The organism is Streptomyces sp. NBC_00075, assembly GCF_045041225.1.
In the GTDB taxonomy this organism is placed as follows: domain Bacteria; phylum Actinomycetota; class Actinomycetes; order Streptomycetales; family Streptomycetaceae; genus Streptomyces; species Streptomyces adonidis.
In genome coordinates this window covers 5089295-5113951 of record NZ_CP108243.1, presented here as the reverse complement: position 1 = coordinate 5113951, position 24657 = coordinate 5089295, and the positions used below count along the sequence as shown (strand labels likewise).

Annotated in this window: 23 protein-coding genes; 14 read left to right on the top strand and 9 right to left on the bottom strand. The window is 71.0% G+C overall.

The window, feature by feature from the left end; all coding sequences use genetic code 11:
• Positions 1 to 96 precede the first annotated feature (96 nt).
• The 3 genes from OG787_RS22205 (at position 97) to OG787_RS22195 (ending at position 4467) form a co-directional block, all read left to right on the top strand.
• A complete protein-coding gene (locus OG787_RS22205) occupies positions 97 to 2337 on the top strand; it encodes an MMPL family transporter (protein WP_405536160.1) in 2241 nt (746 codons plus the stop codon).
• 235 nt (positions 2338 to 2572) lie between these two features.
• The gene (locus OG787_RS22200) at positions 2573 to 3790 is read left to right on the top strand and encodes a sensor histidine kinase (RefSeq protein WP_369030297.1); all 1218 of its coding nucleotides are present in this window, start codon (positions 2573 to 2575) and stop codon (positions 3788 to 3790) included.
• On the top strand, positions 3787 to 4467 hold the full coding sequence (locus tag OG787_RS22195; protein WP_369030298.1) for a response regulator: 681 nt from the start codon (positions 3787 to 3789) through the stop codon (positions 4465 to 4467). The genes OG787_RS22200 and OG787_RS22195 overlap by 4 nt, the downstream gene beginning before the upstream one ends.
• 578 nt (positions 4468 to 5045) lie before the next feature.
• On the opposite strand, the gene OG787_RS22190 is transcribed toward OG787_RS22195, so the two are convergent.
• From OG787_RS22190 to OG787_RS22180, 3 genes are all read right to left on the bottom strand, one after another.
• Positions 5046 to 5774, bottom strand: coding sequence for an SDR family oxidoreductase (locus OG787_RS22190; RefSeq protein WP_369030300.1), 729 nt, complete (start codon positions 5772 to 5774; stop codon positions 5046 to 5048).
• Between the two features lie 39 nt (positions 5775 to 5813).
• On the bottom strand, positions 5814 to 6707 hold the full coding sequence (locus OG787_RS22185; RefSeq protein WP_369030301.1) for a helix-turn-helix transcriptional regulator: 894 nt from the start codon (positions 6705 to 6707) through the stop codon (positions 5814 to 5816).
• Between the two features lie 244 nt (positions 6708 to 6951).
• On the bottom strand, positions 6952 to 7374 hold the full coding sequence (locus OG787_RS22180; protein WP_405536159.1) for an SRPBCC family protein: 423 nt from the start codon (positions 7372 to 7374) through the stop codon (positions 6952 to 6954).
• A 189-nt stretch (positions 7375 to 7563) separates the two neighbouring features.
• Here OG787_RS22180 and OG787_RS22175 point away from each other — a divergent pair, with 189 nt between their 5' ends.
• The 3 genes from OG787_RS22175 to OG787_RS22165 all read left to right on the top strand — a co-directional run bounded on the left by OG787_RS22175 (position 7564) and on the right by OG787_RS22165 (position 10131).
• Positions 7564 to 8712 carry a thiolase C-terminal domain-containing protein gene (locus tag OG787_RS22175; RefSeq protein WP_369030303.1) on the top strand — a complete coding sequence of 383 codons (1149 nt, stop codon included), beginning with the start codon at positions 7564 to 7566 and terminating at the stop codon, positions 8710 to 8712.
• Positions 8709 to 9161 (top strand): Zn-ribbon domain-containing OB-fold protein, encoded by a 453-nt coding sequence (locus OG787_RS22170; RefSeq protein ID WP_405536158.1) that lies wholly within the window; start codon positions 8709 to 8711, stop codon positions 9159 to 9161. Before OG787_RS22175 ends, OG787_RS22170 begins: the two co-directional genes overlap by 4 nt.
• Before the next feature lie 211 nt (positions 9162 to 9372).
• The gene (locus OG787_RS22165) at positions 9373 to 10131 is read left to right on the top strand and encodes an SDR family NAD(P)-dependent oxidoreductase (RefSeq protein WP_405536157.1); all 759 of its coding nucleotides are present in this window, start codon (positions 9373 to 9375) and stop codon (positions 10129 to 10131) included.
• Positions 10132 to 10215: 84 nt separating this feature from the next.
• Here OG787_RS22165 and OG787_RS22160 read toward each other — a convergent pair whose 3' ends face one another.
• Complete coding sequence (locus tag OG787_RS22160; RefSeq protein ID WP_405536156.1) at positions 10216 to 11088, bottom strand: amidohydrolase family protein; 873 nt, start codon at positions 11086 to 11088, stop codon at positions 10216 to 10218.
• A gap of 64 nt (positions 11089 to 11152) precedes the next feature.
• Here OG787_RS22160 and OG787_RS22155 point away from each other — a divergent pair, with 64 nt between their 5' ends.
• The 3 genes from OG787_RS22155 to OG787_RS22145 all read left to right on the top strand — a co-directional run bounded on the left by OG787_RS22155 (position 11153) and on the right by OG787_RS22145 (position 14912).
• Entirely contained in the window at positions 11153 to 11917 is a 765-nt protein-coding gene (locus tag OG787_RS22155) for a GntR family transcriptional regulator (protein ID WP_405536155.1), read from the top strand.
• Between the two features lie 46 nt (positions 11918 to 11963).
• Positions 11964 to 13241, top strand: a complete 1278-nt coding sequence (locus tag OG787_RS22150; RefSeq protein ID WP_405536154.1) for an MFS transporter — start codon at positions 11964 to 11966, stop codon at positions 13239 to 13241.
• 399 nt (positions 13242 to 13640) lie between these two features.
• Positions 13641 to 14912 (top strand): sialidase family protein, encoded by a 1272-nt coding sequence (locus tag OG787_RS22145; RefSeq protein WP_405536153.1) that lies wholly within the window; start codon positions 13641 to 13643, stop codon positions 14910 to 14912.
• Between the two features lie 75 nt (positions 14913 to 14987).
• On the opposite strand, the gene OG787_RS22140 is transcribed toward OG787_RS22145, so the two are convergent.
• From OG787_RS22140 to OG787_RS22125, 4 genes are read right to left on the bottom strand one after another with little or no spacing between them, the layout of a single operon-like run.
• Positions 14988 to 15653: a response regulator gene (locus OG787_RS22140; protein ID WP_369030312.1), complete on the bottom strand. Its 666-nt coding sequence runs from the start codon at positions 15651 to 15653 to the stop codon at positions 14988 to 14990.
• A complete protein-coding gene (locus tag OG787_RS22135) occupies positions 15650 to 17047 on the bottom strand; it encodes a sensor histidine kinase (RefSeq protein WP_369030314.1) in 1398 nt (465 codons plus the stop codon). The genes OG787_RS22140 and OG787_RS22135 overlap by 4 nt, the downstream gene beginning before the upstream one ends.
• Before the next feature lie 25 nt (positions 17048 to 17072).
• Complete coding sequence (locus OG787_RS22130; protein WP_369030315.1) at positions 17073 to 17897, bottom strand: ABC transporter permease; 825 nt, start codon at positions 17895 to 17897, stop codon at positions 17073 to 17075.
• Positions 17897 to 18826 carry an ABC transporter ATP-binding protein gene (locus OG787_RS22125; RefSeq protein WP_405536152.1) on the bottom strand — a complete coding sequence of 310 codons (930 nt, stop codon included), beginning with the start codon at positions 18824 to 18826 and terminating at the stop codon, positions 17897 to 17899. Before OG787_RS22125 ends, OG787_RS22130 begins: the two co-directional genes overlap by 1 nt.
• A 394-nt stretch (positions 18827 to 19220) precedes the next feature.
• On the opposite strand from OG787_RS22125, the gene OG787_RS22120 reads away from it, so the two are divergent.
• Together OG787_RS22120 and OG787_RS22115 are read left to right on the top strand one after the other, a co-directional pair.
• Entirely contained in the window at positions 19221 to 19760 is a 540-nt protein-coding gene (locus OG787_RS22120; RefSeq protein WP_405536151.1) for a hypothetical protein, read from the top strand.
• A 32-nt stretch (positions 19761 to 19792) separates the two neighbouring features.
• Complete coding sequence (locus OG787_RS22115) at positions 19793 to 20524, top strand: CHAT domain-containing protein (protein WP_405536150.1); 732 nt, start codon at positions 19793 to 19795, stop codon at positions 20522 to 20524.
• A 93-nt stretch (positions 20525 to 20617) separates the two neighbouring features.
• Here OG787_RS22115 and OG787_RS22110 read toward each other — a convergent pair whose 3' ends face one another.
• Positions 20618 to 21973: a sialidase family protein gene (locus OG787_RS22110; RefSeq protein ID WP_405536149.1), complete on the bottom strand. Its 1356-nt coding sequence runs from the start codon at positions 21971 to 21973 to the stop codon at positions 20618 to 20620.
• A gap of 313 nt (positions 21974 to 22286) precedes the next feature.
• Between OG787_RS22110 and OG787_RS22105 the strand changes: the two genes are divergently transcribed.
• The 3 genes from OG787_RS22105 to OG787_RS22095 all read left to right on the top strand — a co-directional run bounded on the left by OG787_RS22105 (position 22287) and on the right by OG787_RS22095 (position 24596).
• The gene (locus OG787_RS22105) at positions 22287 to 23225 is read left to right on the top strand and encodes an SGNH/GDSL hydrolase family protein (protein WP_405536148.1); all 939 of its coding nucleotides are present in this window, start codon (positions 22287 to 22289) and stop codon (positions 23223 to 23225) included.
• Between the two features lie 103 nt (positions 23226 to 23328).
• Positions 23329 to 24090 carry a hypothetical protein gene (locus tag OG787_RS22100; RefSeq protein ID WP_405536147.1) on the top strand — a complete coding sequence of 254 codons (762 nt, stop codon included), beginning with the start codon at positions 23329 to 23331 and terminating at the stop codon, positions 24088 to 24090.
• Entirely contained in the window at positions 24087 to 24596 is a 510-nt protein-coding gene (locus OG787_RS22095) for a hypothetical protein (protein WP_369030322.1), read from the top strand. Before OG787_RS22100 ends, OG787_RS22095 begins: the two co-directional genes overlap by 4 nt.
• Positions 24597 to 24657 lie beyond the last annotated feature (61 nt).

The window sequence follows — 24657 nt, the reverse complement described above, 5'->3', positions numbered from 1 at the left end:
CATGCAGTAGGGGCGTACCGGCGGCCGAACGAAGACGGACGGGGGCCGCGCGGACAGCCTGGAAGGGTTCCCGAGTTCGGATGTGGAGACCCTCCTGTGGCTGTCTTTCTCGATCGACTGGGCCGGCTGGCCTTCCGGCGCCGTTGGCGCGTCCTGTTGTTGTGGGTGGTGGCGCTCGTCGCCGCCGGAACGGCGTCGGCGCTGGCACCGGCCGCGCCGGACGGCTCCTACTCGATGCCGGGTACGGAGTCGCAGCGGGCGTTCGACCTCATCGAGCAGCGCTTCCCGGGCGTGAGCGTCGGCAGCAGCGCCGAGGGCGCGAGCGCGAAGATCGTGTTCGTGGCGCCGGACGGCCAGAAGCTCACCGACCAGGGGAACCGTACGGTCGTCGACGAGGTCGTGAGCCAGGTCGGCAAGGTCGACCAGGTCGTCCGCGCGGCCGACCCGTTCGAGGCGGACGCGGTCAGCGAGGACGGATCGACGGCGTACGCGTCGGTCACGTTCGAGGTGAAGGCCAAGGACGTCAGCGACACCGCGAAGCAGGACCTGGAGCAGGCCGTCGAAACGGGCCGGGACGCGGGCCTGACGGTCGAGGTCAGCGGTTCCGTCCTGGCGACCCAGCCCTCGGGCGGTGCGACCGAGCTGGTCGGCGTCGTGGTGGCGGCCGTCGTCCTGCTGCTCACGTTCGGTTCGCTGGCGGCGGCCGGGCTGCCGCTGCTGACCGCGCTGATCGGCGTCGGGATCGGCACCGCGACCATCCTCGCCCTGAGCAGCGCGCTGGGCCTGTCCAGCGCCACCAGCACACTCGCGCTGATGCTCGGCCTGGCGGTCGGGATCGACTACGCGATGTTCATCGTCTCCCGCTACCGCGAGGAACGCGCCCGGGGTCTCGCCCCGGAGGACGCGGCGGGCGTGGCCGTGGGCACGGCCGGGTCGTCGGTGGTGTTCGCGGGCCTGACCGTCGTCATCGGTCTGGCCGGGCTGTCGGTCGTGGGCATCCCGACCCTGACCCAGATGGGACTGGCGGCGGCCGGCACGGTGGCCCTGTCGGTGCTGGTCGCGGTGACCCTGATCCCGGCCATGCTCGGGATCTTTCCCCGCGCGGTCCTGGCGCGCTCGGTACGCCGGTCCGGTGCACACCCGGACGCCGACGAGGACAAGCCGAACATGGGCACCCGGTGGGCCCGTCTGATCGTCCGCCGCCCCTTGCCCGTACTCCTGGTGGCGGTCGCGGCCCTGGGCGTGATCGCCCTCCCCGCGGCGCAGCTCCACCTGGGCACGGCGGGCGACGAGTCCAAGCCGACCTCGACGACCGAACGCCGCGCGTACGACGACCTGGCCAAGGGCTTCGGCCCCGGCTTCAACGGTCCGCTGACCATCGTCGTGGACGCCGCTACGGCCGACGACCCCAAGGCCGCCGTGGCCGCGACCGCCAAGGAGATCGCCGGGACAGCGGGAATCGTGTCGGTCTCGACGCCGAGCTTCAACAAGGCGGGAGACACCGCGATCTTCTCCGCCACCCCGTCCACCGCACCCACCGACGAGCGGACCGTCGACCTGATCCACACCCTGCGCGACGACCGCCCCGCCATCGAGCAGGCCACCGACGCGACGTTCATGGTCAGCGGCAGTACGGCGGGCAACATCGACAGCGACCAGAAGGTCCAGGGCGCCCTGGTGCCGTACCTCGGGCTCGTGGTCGGCCTGGCGTTCCTGCTGCTCCTGATCGTGTTCCGCTCGGTGCTGGTGCCGCTCAAGGCGGCCCTGGGATTCCTGCTGTCGGTGCTCGCGGCCCTGGGCGCGGTCGTCGCCGTCTTCCAGTGGGGCTGGCTCGCCGGCCTGCTGGGCGTGGACCAGACCGGCCCGATCATGAACACCATGCCGATCGTCATGGTCGGCATCGTCTTCGGCCTGGCCATGGACTACGAGGTCTTCCTCGTCACCCGCATCCGGGAAGCCCACCTCCAGGGCGAACACCCCGGCCAGGCCATCGTCTCCGGCTTCCGCCACAGCGCCCGCGTGGTCGTCGCCGCCGCGGTGATCATGATCTCGGTGTTCTCCGGCTTCATCGGCGTCAGCGAGACCCTCATCAAGATGATCGGCTTCGGCATGGCCATCGCGGTGCTGTTCGACGCGTTCGTCGTACGGATGACCATCGTCCCGGCGGTCCTCGCCCTGCTGGGCGAGCGTGCCTGGACGATGCCCCACTGGCTGGAACGACTCGTCCCTCACGTGGACATCGAGGGCCACGCATTGGCTGTTAGGGGCGCGGGGAACTGCGCGACCAGCCCCCACCGGCCCGCGGAAAACGAACTGCAAGTCCACCAGAACACGTAGTGGCAGTCTGAGCGGCGCCGGTAAGTCGGGGGGCCGGCAACACGCCCCTTAAGGGGCGCGGGGCTGTATCGATCTGCGGCTCCGCCGCGGGGCGCGACAAGCCCCCACCGGCCCGCAGCCGACAAACCACACACCCGGCGAACCACACACCCGGCGAAGCGCTCAGCGCTCCGCCGGGTACTCGCCGCTCAGGCACCATGGTCAGCACACCCGACAGGAAGCGCTGAGACGCACGATGACCACCCCCCGGCAGCGCCACCCCCGTACGGTCGACGCAACGATCGCCCTGCTCCTCTTCGCCGCCGCCTTCCCAGGCAGCATGTACGGCGTCTCCGACATGACCACCCCCGCCCAGTGGTGGCCGTGCGTCCTGCTGGCCGTCCCCGCCTGCGCCGCACTGCTGTGGCGCCGTACCAGACCCCTCCCCGTCACAGCCGTCGCCATCGCGTGCGCCGCAGGCATGGCCCTGGCCGGCTACGTGATGACCGCCCTGCTCCTCGCCCCCCTCATGGTCGCGCTGTACTCCCTGGCCGGGCACACCGAACGCACCACCACCCGGAACGTCACCCTCACCGCGGTGATCCTCGTAGCCGGGTCCGCCCTGATCGCCGAGCCCGCCACGGACTCCCTGGCCCTCAACGTGATCGGCCCCGTCGCCTGGCTGCTGCTGCCCGCCGCCCTGGGCACCACCGCCCGCTTCCGCAGGGCCTACCTGGAGTCGGTGCACGCCCGCGCCGAGTACGCCGAACGGACCCGCGAGGAGGAGGCCCGGCACCGCGTCGCCGGGGAACGCATGCGCATCGCCCGCGAACTCCACGACGTCTCCGCACACCACCTCGCCCTGGCCAACGCCCAGGCCACCACCGCCGCCCTCCTCATCCGCAGCCACCCCGCCGAGGCCGAGAGGATGGTCAACGCCCTCGGCGACACCACCGCGGCGGCCCTGCGCGAGATGAAGGCCACCGTCGGACTCCTGCGCCAGAGCGGCGCGGGCGAGGACTCCCTCCAGCCCGCCCCGAGCCTCGCCCAGCTCCCCGGCCTGGTCGCCGCGCACACGGCCGCCGGACTCACCGTCACCCTCACCACCCACGGACAGCCGCAGCCGCTCTCCCCCGGGGCGGACCTCACCGCCTACCGCATCGTGCAGGAGGCACTGTCCAACGTCGCCAAGCACGCACCGCACACCAGCCTGGCGGAGGTGAACCTCGCGTTCCACCACGACCGCCTGTTCATCAGGATCACGGACCAGGGACCCGGCCTCGCCGCCGACGCGATCGCCGCCGCCACCCCCGAAAACAGCGGTGCCGGCGGCTACGGCCTCATCGGCATGCGCGAACGAGCCCTGTCCATCGGTGGACGACTCCATGCCGGACACCGCTCCACCGGCGGTTTCGAGGTCAGCACCGAACTCCCCCTCCACCCCTACTCGCCCGCCGAGGACAACACTCCATGACCATCCGAGTCCTGCTCGCCGACGACCAGGCCCTGCTGCGCGAGACCTTCCGCATCCTCGTCGACTCCCGCCCCGACATGGAGGTGGTAGGCGAGGCAGCGGACGGCGACGAGGCGATCGCCCTCACCCGTACCCACCACCCCGACATCGTCGTGATGGACATCCGTATGCCCGGCACGGACGGCCTCGCCGCCACCTCCACGATCTGCGCCGACCCCGCCCTCTCGGGCACCCGCGTCCTCATCCTCACCACCTTCGAGACCGAGGAGCACGTCGCCAGGGCCCTGCACGCCGGAGCCAGCGGCTTCCTGGGCAAGGACGTCGGCGCCGAGGGCCTCGTCGCCGGCATCCGCACGATCGCCGCGGGCGACGCCCTCCTCTCGCCCCAGGCCACCCGCAACCTCATCACCCGCTTCCTCACGGCCCCCCAGCCCGGCACGCACCCCGCGGCCCAGAAAAGCCTGGCCGACCTCACCGACCGCGAACGCGAGGTCATGGCCCTGGCCGCCGACGGACTCACCAACGCGGACATAGCCGGCCAGCTGTACATCAGCCCCCTGACCGTGCGTACGCACATCCACCACGCCATGGCCAAACTCCACGCCCGCGACCGCGCCCAACTCGTCGTCATCGCCTACCAGACCGGCCTCGTCCACCCGAACCCACCGAGGCACTGACCGACAGGCCACTCACTACTGCGTATGCAGCAGGCGCGTATCGGCTGCCGCACGAAGACGGCGGAGGGGCTGTGCGGACAGGCTGAAAGGGTCCCCGAGCACGGATGTGGAGATCCTTCTGTGGCTGCCTCTCTCGATCGCCCGGGTCCACCGGCTTCCTTCGCCCGGTTCGTCCTGTGCGGCGGCGGTGTCGGAGTCGCCGCCGGCCCGGCCGTGGCACTGCTCGCCGGGCTGATGCCCTGGGCGGTGGCCAACGCACTGGTCACCATCGCCTCCACGCTCCTGTGCACGGAGGTCCACGCACGGTTCACCTTCGGGACCGGCCGGCGCGCCGGATGGCGCCGGCACTGGCAGTCCGCAGGATCGGCGTCGGTCGCCTACGGGGTGACCTGCGCCGCGATGCTCGTACTCCACGCGGTGCGGCCGTCGGCCGGGACATGGAGCGAGCAGGCCGTCTACCTCGGCGCTTCCGGGCTCGCCGGAATCGGGCGCTTTCTGGTGCTGCGCCTGTTCGTCTTCACCGACGGCCGTAACCGGACAGCGGTGCGGCCGCTCAGTCCGGCACGGCCACGCGAGGGTCAGAATCGGCCGCCGCCGGCGTGGAGCGTCTGGCCGGTGATCCAGCGACCGCTGTCCGAGACGAGGAAGGCGACGACGTCGGCGATGTCCCCGGGTTCGCCGAGGCGGCCGAGCGGGGTCAGCGCGACCATCCCGGCGATCACGTCGGCGGGGACTCCGGCGCTGTCGAAGGACTCGGTGCGGGTGGCGCCGGGGAGCACACTGTTCACGGTGATGCCCCGCGAGCCGAGTTCCTGCGCGGCGGCACGGACCAGTTGGTCACCGGCCGCCTTGCTGGCCGAGTAGACACCGCTGTCGGCGCTGGGGGTCACGGCCGCCTGGCTGGAGATGACGACGATCCGGCCGTTGTCGCGCAGTCGCCCGGCGGCTTCGCGAAGCGCTGTGAAGGTGGCCCGCGTGTTGGTCGCGAAGACCCGGTCGAAGTCCTCGTCGGTCGCCTCCGCGAGCGGGGAGAAATGGACGGTGCCGACGTTGCTCACCAGGATGTCCAGCCCGCCGTAGGTTTCCTCCGCGGCGTCGAACAGCGCGCGCGTCTGGGCCGGATCGCTCACGTCCGCCCGTACCGCCACGGCCCGGCCGCCGCTCGCCTCGATCGTGGAGACGACCTCGGCGGCCGCTTCGCGGTCGGATCGATAGTTGACGATCACGCTGCCGCCGTCCGCGCCCAGCCGTTCGGCGATGGCGCGCCCGATCCCGCGCGAGCTTCCGGTGACAAGTACGACTGACACTGATCCTCCAGTGGTGGGGTTCCAGGAAGTGGTCGCGCCCTACGACGAGGTCGGCCTCGGCGAGGAACTCGCGTGGCCACGTGCGTCGGTCGCGGTGTCGCCGGTCCAACTGCCCAGCAGGCTGAGGGCTTCGGCGGACGGCGACGCGGGTTCGGGGGTGTAGACGACCAGCGTCTGGTCGGGGGCGCCGGACACGTCGAGGACCTCGTAGTCGAGCGCGAGGTCGCCGACCAGCGGGTGGTGGAAGCGCTCGGTGCCCATGCTGTGGCAGACGACGTCCGGGTTGCCCCACAGGTGACGGAACCGGGGGCTGCGCAGCGACAGTTCGCCTGTCAGAGCTGTCAGCTGCGGATCGTGGGGGTTGCGTCCGGCGTACCAGTGCAGGTGGGCGACGCAGCTGCCGGCGGACCTCTCCCAGTCGACGAACAGCTCCGGGGCGTGCGCGTCGAGGAAGACGTAACGGGCCAGGTTGCGGTCGCGGTGCGGGAGTGCCTCGAAGTCGGTGAAAAGGGCGCGGGCCATCCTGTTGGCGGCCAGGATGTCCATGCGGCGGCCCTGGATCATCGCGGGCACATGGCCGAGCGTGTCCAGGAGCCGGTGGAGGCCCGGGCGCACACGCTGGGGACCCAGGGGACGGCGCCGCTGCGCGGGGGCCGCCGGTTTCGCCAGCGCGAAGAGGTGGGCCCGCTCGGTGTCGTCAAGTTGCAGCGCGGTGGAGACCGCGTCCAGGACGGTCTCGGAGACCTGCCCGGCCCGGCCGCGCTCCAGGCGCGTGTAGTACTCGACACTGACACCGGCGAGCCGGGCGACCTCCTCGCGGCGCAGTCCCGGCACCCGGCGTGCGCCGCCGTCGGGGACGACTCCGGCCTGCTGGGGGGTGATCCGGGCCCTGCGGGTGGTCAGGAACTCGCGGATCCCGGTGCTCGGCTCCATGCCCTCCACGCTACGGGCGCCGACCCGGCCCGCACCCGGCGAAAGGGACCCTGGCAGTACCCCCTTCCAGCTCTCCGGGGACCGTCGTCAAGGGCTGAACGAGAGCCGACGACTTGCCCGCCTCGGCCCGCGCAACCCGCGTGATGGAAGAAGGCTGAGGTCGGCGATCACCCGCGAACCTGCGCGTCACTCCAGTTTGATCACGCCCCGAGACGGCGATCGGTACGTCCACCCCCCTGACCGGTCAACAGGACGGCGCGACCGCGCCCCCGCCATGGGCATTGACGGCGGCCACAAGCTCGGCGAACAGGGCGTCGTAACTTGCGGCCCGCTCTTCGGCGATCTCGTGCGGGAGGTAATCAGTGACCCAAATCAGATGTGCGCCGGCGTGACGATCCACCTCGACGCGCATCTCGGCGTGGTGATGTTCCGCCCCGTTGAGGCCCGGCACCGTGTACGTCGCCCGACGGTGCACCGGGTCGACCGTCACGTTCCGCTCCCAGATCTCCCGGCCGTCGGCCAAGGTGACGACGCGATACTCCCCTTCTTGCCGCTCGGCCACGCACAAGGAGAAGACATGCACCTCTGACCTGGTGTAACGCTCGATGAAGTCCCAAGCCGTATCGGCCGACACATCGAGCTCCGCGCTGCGGTAGATGCTGCTCACAGGGTTGCCTTCCCGGACGGACCGACGGCTGTCGTCGTGACGGACCGGCCCCGTCGAGAGGCGGTCGCCCTACGCGCGCGGCGCCGGGATCGCCACTGTCGAGGGCTGGCCAACGGGGTCGAGCAAGGATAGAAAAGTATCATCTATTTGTATTCGACGATGAGCCTGCGGTAAGGGCATGGAGGTCGGATGGACACGCGTGAGGCGGCGGTCGTGGGAATCGGTCGGACGGCGTTCAGCAAGTCCTCGGGCCGGACCCCGTTGGCGATGGCCGCCGAGGCCGCGCGCGCGGCACTTGACGACGCCGGGCTGCGACCCGGTGAGGTGGACGGTGTCGTCGACTTCCACACCAACGACTCGGCATCGGCGGCGGAGGTCGCGCGGGCCATCGGCGTCTTCGATCTTGGGCTGGCGCTGGACGTGCACGGTGGGGGCAATGTCGCGGTCACCGTCGTCGGCCAGGCGTTCGCCGCGGTTCAAGCCGGTGCCTGTGAGGTGGCGGTCGTCTTCCGTTCGCTCCAGGGCCGGTCCGGCAACCGCTACGGGCGGGGGGAGAGGCCCGTGTTGCCGATGAAGGGCGAGATGCAGTTCGCCGCGCTGAACGGGTTCGTCGTCCCACCGATGTGGATCGCCATGTTCGCCCAGCGCCACAAGCACGTGTACGGCACCCGCGACGAGGACTTCGGGCACATCGCCATCACCACCCGCAAGCACGCCTCGGCCAATCCCCACGCCATGCAGCGACAGGTGATCGACATGGACGACTACCTGTCCGCCCGCTGGATATGTGAGCCGTTCCGCCTGTACGACTGCTGTCTGGAGACCGACGGTGCGGTGGCCCTCGTGGTCACGACGCTGGAGCGGGCCAGGTCTCTGCGGCATGTCCCTGTCCGCATCGCGGGCTTCGGCGAAGCCCATACTCACGGCGGTTCCTGGACGAACTTCCCCGATCTGTCCGAGATGTACTCCGCCTACGCTGCGAAGCGCCTCTGGGCGAGCACCGGTCTGCGTCCCGCGGACCTGGACATCGCCTGCATGTACGACTGCTTCACCGGCACGGTGATGGCGACGGTCGAGGACTTCGGACTGTGCCCGAAGGGCGAGGTCGGTGCGTTCTTCGGCGAGGGCCGGGCCACATACGGCGGCGATGTCGTCGTCAACCCGCACGGTGGGCTGCTGTCGGAGGGATATCTGCAAGGTCTCAACCATCACTACGAGGCGGTCCACCAGTTGCGCGGCGACGCCGGTGACCGACAGGTGCCCGATGCCCGCCACGCTCTCGTCACCGCCGGGGCCGGTCCGGCGGGCGGCGCCCTGATCTACGAGGCATCGCGATGAGCCGGCCGGGACCGGTCCCGGCGCCGCCGGCGCCGCTGATCGACGTGGACAGCGCCGGGTTCTGGGAGGCGACGCGTGAGGGGCGCATCGCGCTGTGTCGCTGCTCCGACTGCGGTGCCTGGCTGGCCAGGCCGCTCGAACGCTGCAACCGCTGCGGTGGACCGACGTCGTTCACCGATGTCACCGGTGCCGGCACCATCTACAGCTTCATCGTGGTGCGTCACCGCAGTGTGCCGGCGTTCGCGGCTCAAGTTCCCTACGTCCTCGCCCTCGTGGAGTTCGACGAGGGTCCGCGACTGCCGGGGATCCTGCTCGACGAGCAGGGACCGGGCGTGGCCATCGGCCAACGCGTACGCGCCGAGCTGACGCGGTTCACCGGCGCCGAAGAGCGAGCCGTCGCCTACCGCCGCGTCAACGACGGTGATCGGCCCACGGCGCCCGATGCGTGAAGAAGGCCGTCCGTGGTGGCCGCTCGTCGGAGTGACGCCCGGCCGACCCGGGGCACGGGTGCCCGTTCATCGACTCCAGCGGCACCGGCCGTCCGGCTGCCGGATTCCGACGCCGTACTCCGCGCCGCGCGGGCGATCGTCCTAAGACGTGGGCGCAGGTCGAGTCACGGCACGCGACGCATCCCAGGAACCGCCAAGACAGGAGCGATGGATGTCCGACGACGAATATCGGGGCAAGGTAGCGGTAGTCACAGGGGGTGGCCGTGGGCTGGGACGCGCTTTCGGCGCCGCGTTGGCGGCGCGGGGCGCGCACGTGGTTCTCGCCGACGTCGACGGCTCCGCCGCGGCGTCCGCCGCCGCCGGGCTCACGGTAGGGGGCGGCAGCGCGACCGGAACGGCCTGCGACGTGTCGGACGAGGACGGTGTCGCGGAGATGATGACCGAGATCGTCGAACGGCACGGTGGCATCGACATCCTGGTCAACAACGCCGGTCTGCACGCGGCCGACTACTACCAGCTGTTCACCCAGCTCGGACTCACGAAGATCCGGAGGTTGTTCGACGTCAACATCATGGGCGTGGTCATCTGTTCGCTCGCGGCGAGGGAGGCGATGAGCGGACGGGCCGGCGCCACCATCGTCAACATCTCGTCGTCCGCCGCCTACGCCAACCGGAACGCCTACGCCGTGTCCAAACTCGCTGTGCGTGGCCTGACCATGTCGTTCGCACGCGAGTTCGCGGAGGACGGCATCCGCGTGAACGCGATCGCGCCCGGACTCGTCTTCACCGACACGATCCGGGCCGAGGTGCCGCGCACCGAGGTGGAGCGCGCGCTGGGTCAGCAGATCGTCCGGCGCGAGGGTACGGAGGAGGACATCGTCGAGGCCCTGCTCTATCTCGCCTCGACGAAGGCGTCCTTCCTCACCGGGGAGACGCTGCGGGTGACGGGCGGCTTCGGGCTCTCCGTCTAGCAGCGTCTCCTGGGGCCGGCTCGAAGCCGCGGCGGAGGCGCAGGCACTCCTCACTCCGTCCGCGCACGGCCCGGTGCCGTCGGCTCAGCCCGCTGTCCGGGCCGCGGCGGGTCCGGGCACGCCCGGGTCCGCGACGGCGGCCGGCGGCGTCCAGCCGAACAGCTGGGCCGGGTTGGCGCACAGGACGCGCCGGACTTCACCGGGACCCAGTTCCGCCGTGAGCCAGGTCAGGGTCTCGCCGTAGACGCGCCCTTCCTCATGGCGGGTCCACGGCCAGTCGCTCCCCCACAGCATCCGTTCGCCGCCCCTGGCGCGCAGCAGGCTCCGCATCATGGCGGTGGCCGCCCGCGGCGCCGATCGATACGGCGCGGCCGCCTTCACCCAGACATGCGGCGCGGCCAGCACACGGGAGAGCGCGGCCGAGCCCGGGTAGGGCGGCGCCTCGGCCGCCGGCAGTCCCAGATGATCGACGACGACCGCGCCGGGCCAGCGCAGCAGCCAGGGTTCCAGCTCCTCCCACTGTCGTTGTTGTGCCTGAACCTCCAAGTGGAGTCCACGCGCGGCGAGTTCGTGCGCGAGTCGCTGCCAGAGCCGCTCACCCAGCGGGGGCACCGGGCGGCTGATCAGGTTGAGGCGGATCCCGCACACGCCCTCCTCCACGAGCCGGTCGAGTTCCTCCCCCGGTGTCCCGGGCTCGATGACCGCCACGCCGCGGAGGCGGTCCGGCGCCTTGCCGAGGGCGTCCAGCAGATAGGTGTTGTCCGTCCCGAGGAAGCTCGGCTGGACCAGAACCCCGGCCGCGAGGCCGTGCGCGTCCAGCAGTGACAGGTAGGCGTCCACCGGGGCGTCGTAGTCCGGGCTGTACCGCCGCTCGCGCGTCAGCCGCAGACCGCTCGTGAAGACGTGCGCGTGGGTGTCGAAGGCCGCAGGCGGGCACGGGGGCTCGATGGAAGTCACGAGGGAAAGAATAGTCCTATGAAGGACTAGACGTCAGCAGGATTCGGAGCCATGCTTTCTCGCCATGCAGTCCATCTCGCCCACACCACAGAGTCCCGGAGCGGCCGACCTCGCCCGGACCGATCCGCGCCTGCCGCTGCACGCCCGCCTCCGGGAGGTGATCGCCGAACGCGTCCGCTCCGGGGAGTGGTCCCCCGACGAGCCGCTGCCCGCCGAGTCCGCCCTGGTCGAGTACTACGAGGTGTCCCTGGGGACGATGCGGCGCGTTTTCCGCGACCTCGTGGACGAGGGCATGCTGGAGCGGCGTCAGGGGACGGGGACGTTCGTCCGCAGGGCGTCCCTGGACGCCTCCCTGTTCCGCTTCTTCCGGTTCGGGAGCGCGGGCAGCGGCTTCCCGCAGAGCCGTATCCTCTCCGCCGCCCGGCAGGTGAGCACGCCGGCCATCGCCGCCGCCCTCGGCATCACCGCCGGCGGCGAGGTGCTCCATCTGCACCGGCTGCGCCTCTACGACGAGCAGCCCGTCCTCGTCGAGGACATCTGGCTGCCGCTGCCCCTGTTCGAGCCGCTGGAGCGGATCGGCGCCGACGACCTCGGTGACCTGCTGTATCCGACGTACGAACGCATCTGCGGGCAGATCGTCGCGGCGGCCACGGAGGAGCTGAGCATCGAGGCCGCCACAGCAGCCGACGCCCTGCTCCTCGGCTGCGCGCGCGCCGAGCCCGTGGTCGTGGTCGAGCGGGTCGCCCGCTCGCACGACGCCACGCCGCTGGAGTACCGCCGCTCACGCGGACTCGCACACACCTTCCGCTACCGCATCGACATCCGCTGACCCCGCTTCTCCGCTCACGTTCCCCGCACACGAAGAGAGCCGACTCATGTTTGCCTGGTACCGGGACACCGACAAACCGCAGAAACGAGCCTTCTGGGCCGCGTTCGGAGGCTGGACACTCGAAGCCGCCGACGCCCAGATGTTCGGGCTCGTCCTGCCGACCCTGCTGGCCACCTGGCATCTGAGTACCGGAGCCGCCGGCACTCTCGCCTCCGTCACCCTCATCTTCACCGCGTTCGGCGGCTGGCTCGCGGGCTGGGCCTCCGACCGCTACGGACGCGTCCGGGTCCTGCAGTGGACGATCATCGTCTACTCCACGGCCACCGTCCTCATCGGCTTCACCACCGACTACTCCCAGCTGATGGTGCTGCGCAGCATCCAGGGCTTCGGCTTCGGCGGCGAGTGGGCGGCCGGAGCGGTCCTGGTCAGCGAGTACATGGGGACCCGCAACCGCGGACGGGCACTGGGCACCGTACAGAGCGGGTGGGCGCTGGGCTGGGGCCTCGCGCTGGCGACGTACACCGTGCTGTTCAGCCTGTTCCCCGAGGAGTGGGCCTGGCGGTCGATGTTCTGGCTCGGCGCGCTGCCGGCCGTCCTGGTCATCGTCATCCGCCGCAAGGTCACCGATCCGCCGCTGTATCTGCGGCGGGCCGCGAAGGCCGAGAACCGGGTCTCCCTGCTGCGGATCTTCAAGCCGGACCTGCTGCGCGTCACTCTGCTCGGCGCGCTGCTGGGCCTGGGCAGCCACGGCGGCTACTACGCGCTGACCACCTTCCTGCCCACCTATCTGCGCACCACCCACGGCCTGTCGGTCCTCAAGACGAGCGGCTATCTGGCGGTCTTCATCGCCGCGGCCTTCTTCGGCTACCTCACCTCGGGCACCCTGGCCGACCGCATCGGCCGCCGCCGGAACATCATGTTCTTCGCGGTGATGTGTCTCGTCTCGGTCGTGACCTACCTCTTCCTGCCGATCAGCGACACCCAGATGTTCTTCCTCGGCATCCCGCTCGGCTTCTTCTCCGCGGGCATCCCGGCGGGTCTCGGCGCGCTCTTCGCCGAGTTGTACCCGACAGCGATACGGGGCACCGGGCAGGGTTTCTGCTACAACTTCGGCCGGATCGTCGCGGCGGCCTTCCCCGCACTCGTCGGCTTCCTCAGCGACCGGCTCGGCATGGGCACCAGCATCGGCCTGTTCGCGGGCACCGCGTACGGCATCGCCGTCCTCGCGGTCGCCCTGCTCCCCGAGACCTCGCACAAGGAACTCGACACTCCCGCCCTTCCTGCTGCCGAAGGGTCCGAGCCCCCGCTCGCATCGGCTCGCTGACGCACCGATGGAATCGGTCGGATTAACCGTAGATGCGGGATTGGCCCGACGGAATGGTACTGCGGTACCACTCCGTCGGGCCATTTGTCTCCCGTGGTCCCACGGATACAACAGTGACCCTCTTTAGCCTAAGCGGGCCGGATCACAAGGCAGCGAAGAGAAGAACCTACCGTCCGTCTGAGCCGATTTCGCGTTTCAGCAATGGATCGAGCCGTTGACTCCAGGAAGGCGGACGGAACCCGACGACAGCGGACAGGTGAGAAGCGAGCCGGCAAAGAAAAACTCTCACCGACCGGACATGAAATCGAGGATCACATGGTGCTGTTCAGAAATTCCTCCATAACATTAACCGCGGCGGCATTCTCCGCACTGTGCCTGGTGTACGGAACACCCGCAGCCGTGGCCGCACCGAATGGCCTGGGCAACGAGGCCATTCACGAGGTCGACGTCACCAACATGCCGGCCACCAAAGAGGGCCAGCCGACGGTCGCCGTCAACCCGAGAAATCCGAAGAACCTGGTCTTCGTCTCGACGATCTTCCCTCCGGCGCCGGGCCTGGAACCGGTCGACGGCGGGTGTTTCCTCGCCTACTCGAACGACAGGGGCGACACCTGGACCCAGGTCGCCTGGCCGCTCGGTACCGCGGCGCCCAAGTGCGGTGAGCCGAGCGTGCAGTTCGACGCGAAGGGCACCGTGTACGTGGACAACAACCAGGTCAGCTCCGGCCTGGAGGCGAACCTGCGGAACCACAACCAGGTCGCCAAGTCGACGGACGGCGGCCGGACCTGGACCGACCCGGTGTCCACACCGCTGCTCCTCGGCGGCGCCCCGAAGATGCGGGTGGACGTCGCGACCGGCAAGGTCTACGCGGTCGCCGGGGCGGTGTGGGAGTACCCGAGCGCGGTCTCCGTCAGCGCCGACGGCGGAAAGACGTTCAGCAGCGACTCGCGGGTGATCCCCGGCCCGATGCCCTGTATCCAGGTGGCGCCGGGTATCCCGCTGGTCTGCGGCTATCCGGGTCGTGAGATCGCTGTGTACGGCGGGATCCTCGTGTCCGCCTCCCAGGAGGCGGGCCAGCCGGTGAACTTCCACGTCAGCCGTGACGACGGCAGGACATGGACGAACACCACCGTCAAGGACGGCCAGGGAGCCCCTGTCGCGGCGGGCACCGGTTCTCTGGTGCCGACTCCAGGCCTGGGCGCGGCCGCCGACCCCGTCCCGTGGGTCGCCGCCGACCCCTCCCACCGCGGCCGGTTCGCCGTCATGGTGCCCCGGGACTCCAACACCCTGGACGTCTACGTCACCCCGGACGCCGGCCGGACCTGGAACGGCCCGGCGACGATCGCCACCCCGAACGCCCAGCGTCCGGCGATCGACTTCGGCGCCAACGGCGACCTGGGTGTCATGTGGCGGACCACCACGGGCGACGCGTTCTCGGTCGTCTCCTTCGACCACGGACGCTCGTTCAGCGCACCGGTGCAGGTCAACCACGTGACCCAGCCGGTCGGGGAGATGGGCCCTCCCGGTGACCGCTGGTCGGGCATCACCCTGACCGACAAGTACGCCTACGTCACCTGGGCCGACGGGCGGAACAACTCCTCCCTCGACTCGATCATCAGCCGGGTGCCTCTCCAGCTGTACAAGCACCCGGCCTCGAAGGCGACGAACTGACAACAGCCAGCCCCACCGCATGACGGTGGTCCGCCGAGCCCCCTCGGCGGACCATTGTCATGCAACCAACAGATTTCAGGGACGGGGAGTGACCAGTCCCGCGTCGTAGGCGACGATGACCGCCTGGATCCGGTCGCGGGCACCCACCTTGGCCATGACCCGCCCGACGTGCTTCTTCACCGTGGACTCGGTCAGCACGAGACGGTCGGCGATCTCCGCGTTCGTCCACCCCATGCCGATCGCCACGAGCACCTCGTGCTCGCGTTCGCTGAGCGCGGTCAGCCGCGCGTCCGTGTGGCGCTGGGCGCCGGGGGCGAGAAAGTGATGGGCGTGGGCGTCGAGCAGACGGCGGGTCAGCCGGGGTGACACGACCGCGTCGCCGGTCGCGACCGCCTGGATCCCGGCGAGGAGTTCCGCCGGCCGGACGTCCTTGAGCAGGAAGCCACTCGCCCCGGCACGCAGGGCGGCATAGGCGTACTCGTCGAGATCGAAGGTGGTCAGGATGATCACGCGGGTGCGAGCGCCTGTCGCCACGATCTGCCGGGTCGCCTCGATGCCGTCGATACCGGGCATCCGGACATCCATCAGGACCACGTCGGGGCGCAGGTCGGCCGCCATACGGACGGCCTGCGCGCCGTTGTCGGCCTCACCGACGACGCTCATGCCGGGGGTACCGTCGAGCAGCATCCGAAAGCCCATGCGGGGCAGGGGCTGGTCGTCGGCGATCAACACGGTGGTCATGGCGGGGATTCTCCTGATGTGGCCGGGGCGGACGGATCCAGCAGGACTTCCACGATCCAGCCCCGGCCGTCGTCGCGCGGCCCGATGGTCGCGGTGCCGGCGTAGAGCGCGGCCCGCTGGCGGATGCCGACCAGGCCGTGGCCGCTGTCCCCACGGTGAGCCGTGGACGGTCTCCGCGAGAGTGAACCGGTGTCGGTGACCCGGACGCGGAGCCCGCTGTCCTCGACCGCGACCGTGACGTCGGCCGCAGCGCCGGGGCCGACGTGTTTGAGGGTGTTGGTCAGGGCTTCCTGCACCACGCGGAACACCGTGAGCTGCACACCTCGGCTCAGCTCGTCGACCGGGCCGACGGTGCGGTAGGCCACCGGCAGACCGGCCGCGCGGACCCGGTCGAGCAGGCTTTCCAGGTCCCGGACACCCGGCTGCGGGGACCGGGGCGAGCCGCCGTCCCCGGCTTCCGGGGACTCACGCAGCACCCCCAGCACACGCCGGAGTTCGTCCATCGCCTGCCGGCCGGTCTCACCGATCAGATGAAGCGCCTGCTCGGTGCGGCCGGGGTCCTGGACGGTGAGCACGGCGGCCCCGTCGGCGAGGTTCACCATGACCGACAGGTTGTGACCGACGATGTCGTGCATCTCGCGGGCGATCCGCGAGCGCTCCGCCGCCGCCGTCAGCCGGACGCGCTGGTCACGTTCGACCTCCAGCCGTGCCGCCCGGTCCCGCAGCGCGGACAGGTACAGCCGGCTGATCCGGGACGTCAGGCCGAGGGCGACGGCCCCGATGCCGGTGCCGACGGACAGGACCAGAAAGGCCACCGGACTGGCCACCGGGACCACGGTGACCACGATCAGCACCCATCCCGCCACGGTCACCGGCAGTGCCCAGCAGATCGCTCGCGGCGAGGCGTGCAGAGCCAGGTCGAACAGGGCGATCAACAGGACGGCGGCGGCTGCGGGCCCCAGGCCCAGCGACCACATGACCGGGCATCCCACGAGGCAGATCCAGAAGACCACGGCGGGATTGCGGCGCCGCCACCACAGCGGCACGACCAGCACGGCGGCGATACCCAGCACCACACCGACGGGCAGACCGGCCCCCACCGGGCGCGACACCGGATGGTCCTGGTTGTGCACCAGCAGATCCGGCGGCGCGGCGGCGGCGGCCAGCACCACCACGGTGGTGTCGAGGAGCCACGGACGCCGCCGGTCCGCCGCCCGCAGGCGGCTCAGCACCCGCAACAGGGTCCGCATGACAGGGTGCGCCCAGACGGCCTCGGCCTCCGGGCCGACAGTTGCCGGCCCGGCCGAAGGCGGCCCCGCTTCCGCACTGGCCGACCCGGGCGGGCGGGGAGCCGTCCCTGCCCGAGCCGGGTGGCCCGGCCTCGTGCGATCCATCGGCTCCCTCCTCGCGGACAGCCTCTCAGACGTCACTGCGGCGCAGCCGGTGGGCGGCACCGGCCAGCAGCAGTACGGCCCACACCAGCAGCGCCGTGACACCCGCTCCGGGGCTGACCAGGGAGTCGCCGGACTCGTGCAGGGTCATCACCGACTGGCCGGCGTTGCTGGGCAGGTACCGGCTGACGGTGTCTCCCAGGGAACTGGGCAGCAGCCCGGTCAGTCCGGGCAGTACGAGCACCACACCGGCCAGGATCGCGATGCCCCCCGCGTTGTTGCGCACCAGCAGACCGACCGTCACGCCGTACACACCGACCAGGCCCAGATACAGTCCCGCGCCCACCAGGCACCGGAGGACCCCGGCGTCCCCGAGAGACAGGGCGATCTTCTCACCGTGCAGGGCGGCGCTCCCGAGCAGGAACGAGACGAGGGCACCGACGGTGGACGTGACGAAGGCGATCGGACCGAAGACCGCGCACTTCGCCCACAGCACGGGCAGCCGGCCCGGCACCGCGGCGAACGTCGAGCGGACCATCCCGGTGCTGTACTCACCCGCCGACAGCAGGACACCCAGCGCACCGACGGCCAGCGCGGCGAGGTTGGTGCCGGCCAGCGCCAGGGTCAGCGCCGCACCGGAGTCCGCGTCCTTGCCGCCCAGCGGACCGGTCGGGCTGTACAGGGCGGCGGCGATCGCCCCGATGGCCACCAGGAACAGCACGGCCACCCCCAGCGTGATCCAACTGGAGCGCAGCGACCAGAACTTGGACCATTCGGAACGGATCACCCGGCGGCCCGTCACCCGGTACTCCGGGCGCACCGGCGTGGTCGCGGTGATGGTGTCCGTGCTCATCAGGCGGCCCTCCCGGCGTCGCTGCTGTGGTACTCGACCGCGTCCTGGGTCAGATTCATGAACGCCTCCTCCAGGGACAGCGACTCCGCGACCAGTTCGTACAGGGGCACCTGGTGCTCGGCGGCCACCTGCCCGATCCGCCGCGGGTCCAGACCGGAGATCACCAGCCGCTCGGCGCCCGTCGACGTGACGCTGACGCCGGGGGCGGCCAGCAGCGAGCGCAGCCGCGCGGGCTCGCCGGTGGCCACCCGCACCTCCTTGGCTCCGCCGCCCTCGGTCTGCTCGACCAGCGCGTCGACGGTCGTCTCGGCCAGCAGCCGGCCCCGGCCGACGACCACCAGACGGTCGGCGGTCTGCGCCATCTCGCTCATCAGATGCGAGGACAGCATCACCGTGCGGCCCTCGGCGGCCAGACCGCGCAGCAACTCCCTCACCCACCGCACGCCCTCGGGATCGAGCCCGTTGACCGGCTCGTCGAGCATCACCACCGCGGGATCGCCCAGGAGCGCGGCGGCGATGCCCAGCCGCTGCCCCATGCCCAGCGAGAACGCCCCGACCCGCTTGTGCGCCACCGCGTGCAGACCGGCGAGGTCGATGACCTCGTCCACCCGTCGACGCGGCACACCGTGGGTGTACGCGAGCGCCATCAGGTGGTTGAACGCGGAGCGGCCCGGATGGACGGCCTTCGCCTCCAGCAGCACCCCCAGCTCCTGTAGGGGTGCCCTGTGTCGTGCGTAGGGCTTGCCGTTGACCAGGGCCGTGCCGCTGGTGGGAGCGTCCAGGCCCACGATCATCCGCATGGTGGTGGACTTGCCCGCCCCGTTGGGTCCCAGGAACCCGGTGACCTGTCCGGGCGGGGCGGCGAAACTCAGGCTGTCCACCGCCGTCTTGTCCCCGTAGCGCTTGGTCAGTTCACGAACTTCGATCACGGTGCCACTCCCCGCTTCTGTCCCGCCCGGCATCCGGCCGGGTCACTGCTTTCGAGGCTAGGAGCGGCCACGGCGCGATCTGTGGACCCGGAGGTCACAATGCCCCGAGGGCGCTGGTACCGCGGTACACCGGCAGGCCGGAGACGCCTGTGGTGGCGACTCCGCCCGCTGTCCGGTACGCGCTCCGCGGCAGGGACACCTCCTCCGGACCGGAGCCGGCCAGGCCGTCAGGGCCGCCCAGCCGGGGCAGCAGGCCGGCTCCAGCGGCAGGACAGGCTGGGACTGGCGTCGAGGTCACGGTCGTCCCGCTCAGCGACTGGTCGCGGCGGCTGGTCTACATCTGGGGCTCGCTGGCACTTCGTCGCCGGTACGTGGATGGTCGGCGCTTCCCTCGGTGAGCATCGGCATCATCCCTGAAGACGCCGCCGCGCTCGCCGAGGCCCAGGGCTGCCTCGACCGGCTGGTCGCCGCCTTCGGCCCTGACCTTCCGGCCTTCGGTGGCCGGAGCGCCGCGGACGACATCGAGCGGGAACGCACGCGGCGCCGGACAGGTCCCGGCACGTCCGGCGGGGATCCCGTCCAGCGGTGGGCGACGGAACGGGACGGCGCTCACCGTGCGTTCGGCTTCGTCGAGCGCTTCCGCAGCCAGGAACTGTCGTACCTCCTGGGAAAGCCGGCTGACCTGGCATGGACCCGCGTGCGCACGGATGTCGCCATGCCGGCCGACCTGCCGGCCTCCACCGAGCAGGCCGAAGCCGCCCACGAGCTGGCGTGGAAGGGCGTGGCCGGCGCACCCGAGGGTCGTGCCGAGGCCTGGCGTCGCGTCACCGACGCCTACCAGGCGCTGGAGTCCCTCGGCTCCTCGTCCCTCGCGGCGGCCGGCGCGTCCTGCTCGCCCTGTACTGGCAGGTCGGTACGCAGGTCACCGTCCTGATCGCCCGGCACGACTACGACCGGCCTGTCGCCGTGACCGTGGACCTGCCGCCGGACGACGAACTGCGGGAAACGCTGCGGGGGTTGAGCGAGGCCCCGGGCGTCGGCCACCCGTTCGGGGCAGCCCCGGGCGGCACGTCCTGGGAGCGCGTGTTCCGGCCGCTGGTCGCCCCGTTGGTCGAGCACAGCGCCGAGGGCGACCCCATCTGGCTGGTGCCTTCGGGCATTCTGCACCACGTTCCACTGCACGCCGTCGGGTGGCGGGACTCCGTCACCCTGTGCGAGCGCAACCCCGTGACGGTCACGCCGAGCGCCACTGTGACGACCCGGCTGCTCGCTCCCCGGCGCGGGGCCGGCGGGGGCTCCGTACCGCTGGTGGCCGGCAGCGATGCCGAACGGCCCCTGGCTCATGCCCGTACCGAGGTCGAGACGGCGGCGACCGCACTGGGGGCAGACGGTGAGCGGCTCGTGGGCGAACGGGCCACGAAGACCGCGGTGCTCGCCAGGATCGCTCTGGGCGGCATGGACATCGTCCACCTCGCCTGCCACGGCCGCTTCGACGCCGCGGCCCCTCTCGACTCATGGATCCAGCCGTCCCCCGATCCGCCGGCCCCGGGGCCCTCGGACCGGCTGACCGCCAGAGAGCTGTGCGGCCTGAGGCTCGACGTACGGCTGGTGACGCTCGGCGCGTGCGAGCGACTCGTCGCACACACGTCCAGGCGATCACCTGCCCGGCACGGAGCCTGGCGACCTCCGTCTCCATGAGCCCGGGGCCGGTCAGGATCTCGTCGGTATGGCCACGGGGGCTGCCCGGCCCACGGCCGGACAGCCCCCGACGACAACAGCTTCATCGGCCTTCTACTGGCGGCCGCTGCCACGGTAGGCACTCAGCGGCACCCTGGCGAGGATGCCGTCCAGCTCCCCGTTCCGCCCGTCGGACCAGGCGACGTACGCGTAACGCCGGTCGAGCGTGATGGTCGACCAGCGGTCGCCGGGAGGCCCGTGGACACCGGCGGGCTGGGTGGTCGCGTTGACCCGCAGCGCGCGGCTGAACGTACGGCCGTGGTCGAAGGAGACGACGGAGAAGGCGTCGAGCGTGGTGGTGCGCCACATGACGCCCAGCTGCCCGCCCGGCCCGAACTCCATCCAGGGCCGCTGCGCGGCGGAGGCGGCGATCACCGCCGGCCCGGTCCAGGACCGGCCGGCGTCACCGGTGACGTACACCTCGAGGTTGGACTCCCGGGGGACCATGACGGCGAAGCGCCCCTTGCGCGTCGGGTCGGCCGACACCCAGGGCACCGGGTCCGCGGACGCGCCCCGGGCGGGAACGGGTACGAGAGCACCGGTGCCGGCCGGGACCGGGGTACCCGCGCTGTCGGTGACCGGACGGGCCTCCCAGGTCTGTCCGTCGTCACGAGTGACACGGAGCGTCACCGTGCCCTCCTGGGTGGGAGACGCCAGGATCCCGTCGTGCACGGCGAATTCACGGCCCGGGTATCCGCAGGCCGGAGGCATGGCGGGGGAGACCACGATGCACGGCATGGGACCGGGGATCACCGAGGGATCCGACCAGGTCGCGCCGCTGTCCGCGCTGACGGAGACCGCGCTGGGGTACTCCCACACGGCGCCGGCGACCGCGTAGACCTTGCCGGTGGCGGAATCCACCCTGAGCTTGGGCGCACCACCGAGCAGCAGCGGCGTCTCGACGGGACCGATCCACGTACGACCGCCGTCGACCGACCGGGAGACGACATTGTGATTGGTGTAGGTGGCCGCGGGATCGGGACCGATCTGGTTGTTGGAGACGTAGAAGACGCCCTTGGCGTCCGTGGTCACGATCGGCTCGCCGCACTGGGGGCGGTCACCCAGCGGCCAGGTCGATCTCTGCCAGGTCTTCCCCCGGTCCTGGGAGAAGGCGACGAAGCACTCCCCGACGGGTTCCAGCTCCGGACGGTTGGGGAAGATCGTCGCCACATAGACCAGGTTTCTGGGATTCCGTGGATTGACGGCTACGACCGGCTGCCCCTCCCGGGTCCCGGGCAGATCGGTGACATCCAGTTCGAGGATCGCTTCCCGTTCAAGGGTCTGTGCGCCGACGGGAGCGGGCTGCGCGGTCGTGCGTGTCTCGGCGAGGGCGGCGGGGGCACCGGCCAGAAGGACCAACGCGGACAGTAACGCGGCCCACTTCGGCCGCGGCGACTCGGGGATTCTCACGTGACGAGCCTCTCTGATCTCCGTGCGAGTACGGGACTTGGAGGTCGGCGCTCCGCAAGACGCGAGGCGCCTTCGACCCCCCGACCCTGCCAGCCGTCCCACAGCGAAGGCCTCATACGGACGCAGGTGGCGAACTACTGAGTTCGCAGTACCAGGAAGCGGATATTTCGTGACCACCGGCCCTCCGGATGTCCTGGTTCTGTCACGCGACAGCGATCAAGCGGTCTCACCAGAAACCCCACGCGCCACAGCGTGGTCTTCTCTCACAGAACAGGAGCGCATCCCCCCTGAACCATGAAGACAGGAGCACCTCATGGCAGCGAACTCCCCCCGACGAAACGCCCTGTTGGCCTGTGCGGCCCTGGCCGTCGGTGCCCTCACCCTCACGGCCTGCGGCGGCAACTCGACGACGGACGGCTCCGGTTCGCAGTCGAAGGCCCAACTGTCCCTGGCCGCCGACTCGGTGACCACGAAGACCGCTCGGGCGGGGACCAGCTCGACGACGGCGGCCGGGCTCGACTACGTCGCGCTGGGCAGTTCGTTCGCCGCGGGCCCGAGCATCCCGCCGCTCCAGTCGAGCAGCGGGGCGGCGGCGTGCAGCCGGTCATCCAACAACTACGCGAGCATCGTGGCCCGTGACACCGGGGCGAACCTGACGGACGTCACGTGCAGCGGCGCCACGACCGCGAACATCCTCACCACCAACCAGGGTTCGCAGCCGCCGCAGATCAACGCCGTGAACAGCGGGACCGACCTGGTCACGATCACCATCGGCGGCAACGACGTCAACTACCTGGGCAGCACGGTCACTTACTCCTGCCAGAACAGCGGCGGCACGAACTGCGGCACCGTGAGCCAGGCCGCGATCAACACCGCCCTCGGCACGGTGGGCCAGAAGATCGAGAACGTCGTGAACGCCGTCAAGGCCAGGGCCCCGCAGGCACGCATCCTCCTGGTGAGCTACTCCACCCTCCTGCCCGACACCGGCGGCTGCACCGGCGTACCGCTCACCGCCGACCAGCGGACATTCGAGCGCACCGTCGCCTCCCGCCTCGCGCAGGCCTACATCGACACGGCGAACCGCACCGGCGCGCCCCTGGTCCGCTTCGCCACCGCCAGCCACGGCCACGACGCGTGCGCGGCCACCCCGTGGGTCGAGAAGTACAAGCCGGCCTCGGGCCGCACCACGTACCACCCGAACGAGGCCGGCATGAGGGCGGCGGCGTCGTTGGTGAAGTCCGCACTGGGATGAGGTTCGCGCAGGGCACCCTGCGCCCGGGCTTCCCCAGGTTCGGCAACCGCGCTCGTACGGACGGCGTCCTGCTGGAGGACAACGAAGGGCGGAGGCGGAGGCGGTGACGGTGGGGGACGAGGCGTGGGGCGAGTGGCTGCGGAACTCGCCGTCGGCAAGCGAGTTGAGCCTGTGGTGGCAGCAGGCGTCGGAACGGATCCGCCAGGTCGGACGGGACGCCTACGGGGAACGCCTGGCCGCTCTGCTGTCCGCCGCGTCGCCGCGGGACTGCGCGGCGGCGGGGATGGGGTGCACGCGCCGCCTCGACCGCGCCTGCCACGGGCCGTCGGTCTGCCGCCAGGACCCTGCCGGGCCGTCGGGCGCCGAGGAGGCCACGGGTCTCACGCGTGAGGGCCCGGTCCCGGGAGCCTGCGGCGGATTCCACGGCTTCTGGACCGACTTCGAGTTCCACGTGTGGTTCGGCGGACCCGGCGACCGGCATCGGGCGGTGCTCTGGCACGACATGGCGGCGTCGGTCGTACGGCTGTGGGTGGACGGTGCCGTGGTCGGCGCCGGGGTCTTCCTGGACTCGTACGCGCACTGGGTCGGCGGCCGGTTCCTGGTGGTGGAGGCCGCCGGTCCCGACGACCATCCCCGGCAGTCGTACGGGCCGGGCCGGCTGAGCAGCGGGATCGTCTCCGTGCTGATCCACGACGTGGCCGACGGCTCCACCCGGACACTGGTCCCGGAAGACCACGAGATGTGGTCCGCACCCCAGGTCGTCCTGGCCGGCGAATCCCTGCGGGTGTACGCGACCCGCGAGGCCAGGGACGCCGACGCCCCCGACCGCATCCTGCCGGCCGGGCCGCCCGGGAGGAACTCATGACGGATGACATGACGGATGCCATGCCGGATGAACTGCGGCCGGGCCGGGCCGAGATGTCCAGGATGGCCACCACACTCCGCATAGCGGGTGAACCGGCGTCGGTGGTCTCGATGCAGGCCGGCCACCGGCGCCAGAGGATCTTGCGCGGCACGGACCGGACGGGGATCGACAAGCCCCGCCTGCTGGTCGACTTCGGCAGCGGGTGGCCGATGCTGGACGACGGTACGCGACGCGTGGGCGAGCGCCGGGGGAGCGCAGTGTGGCTGTGGTCGCGGGAGTACCGCATCCACCGGCAATGGCTCCGGCCGAAGCTGTGCTTCACGGTGACGGCCGGTGAGAGCACCGTCCTGCGGGTCCACGAGCGGTTCAGACCCGTCGAGTACGACCGGACCTTCGACACGTACAGCGACGCCGGACTCGACCCGGTCGTCACGCTCGCCCTGATCCTCGTGACGGCACGCCCCGACAGGATGCGCTCCCGCGGCCGCGACACCGCTCCACCCTGAGCCGGCGTACGACGGCTCAGGAGGCCGACGCACAACCCTGGAAACAGGCCGACGGATGGAT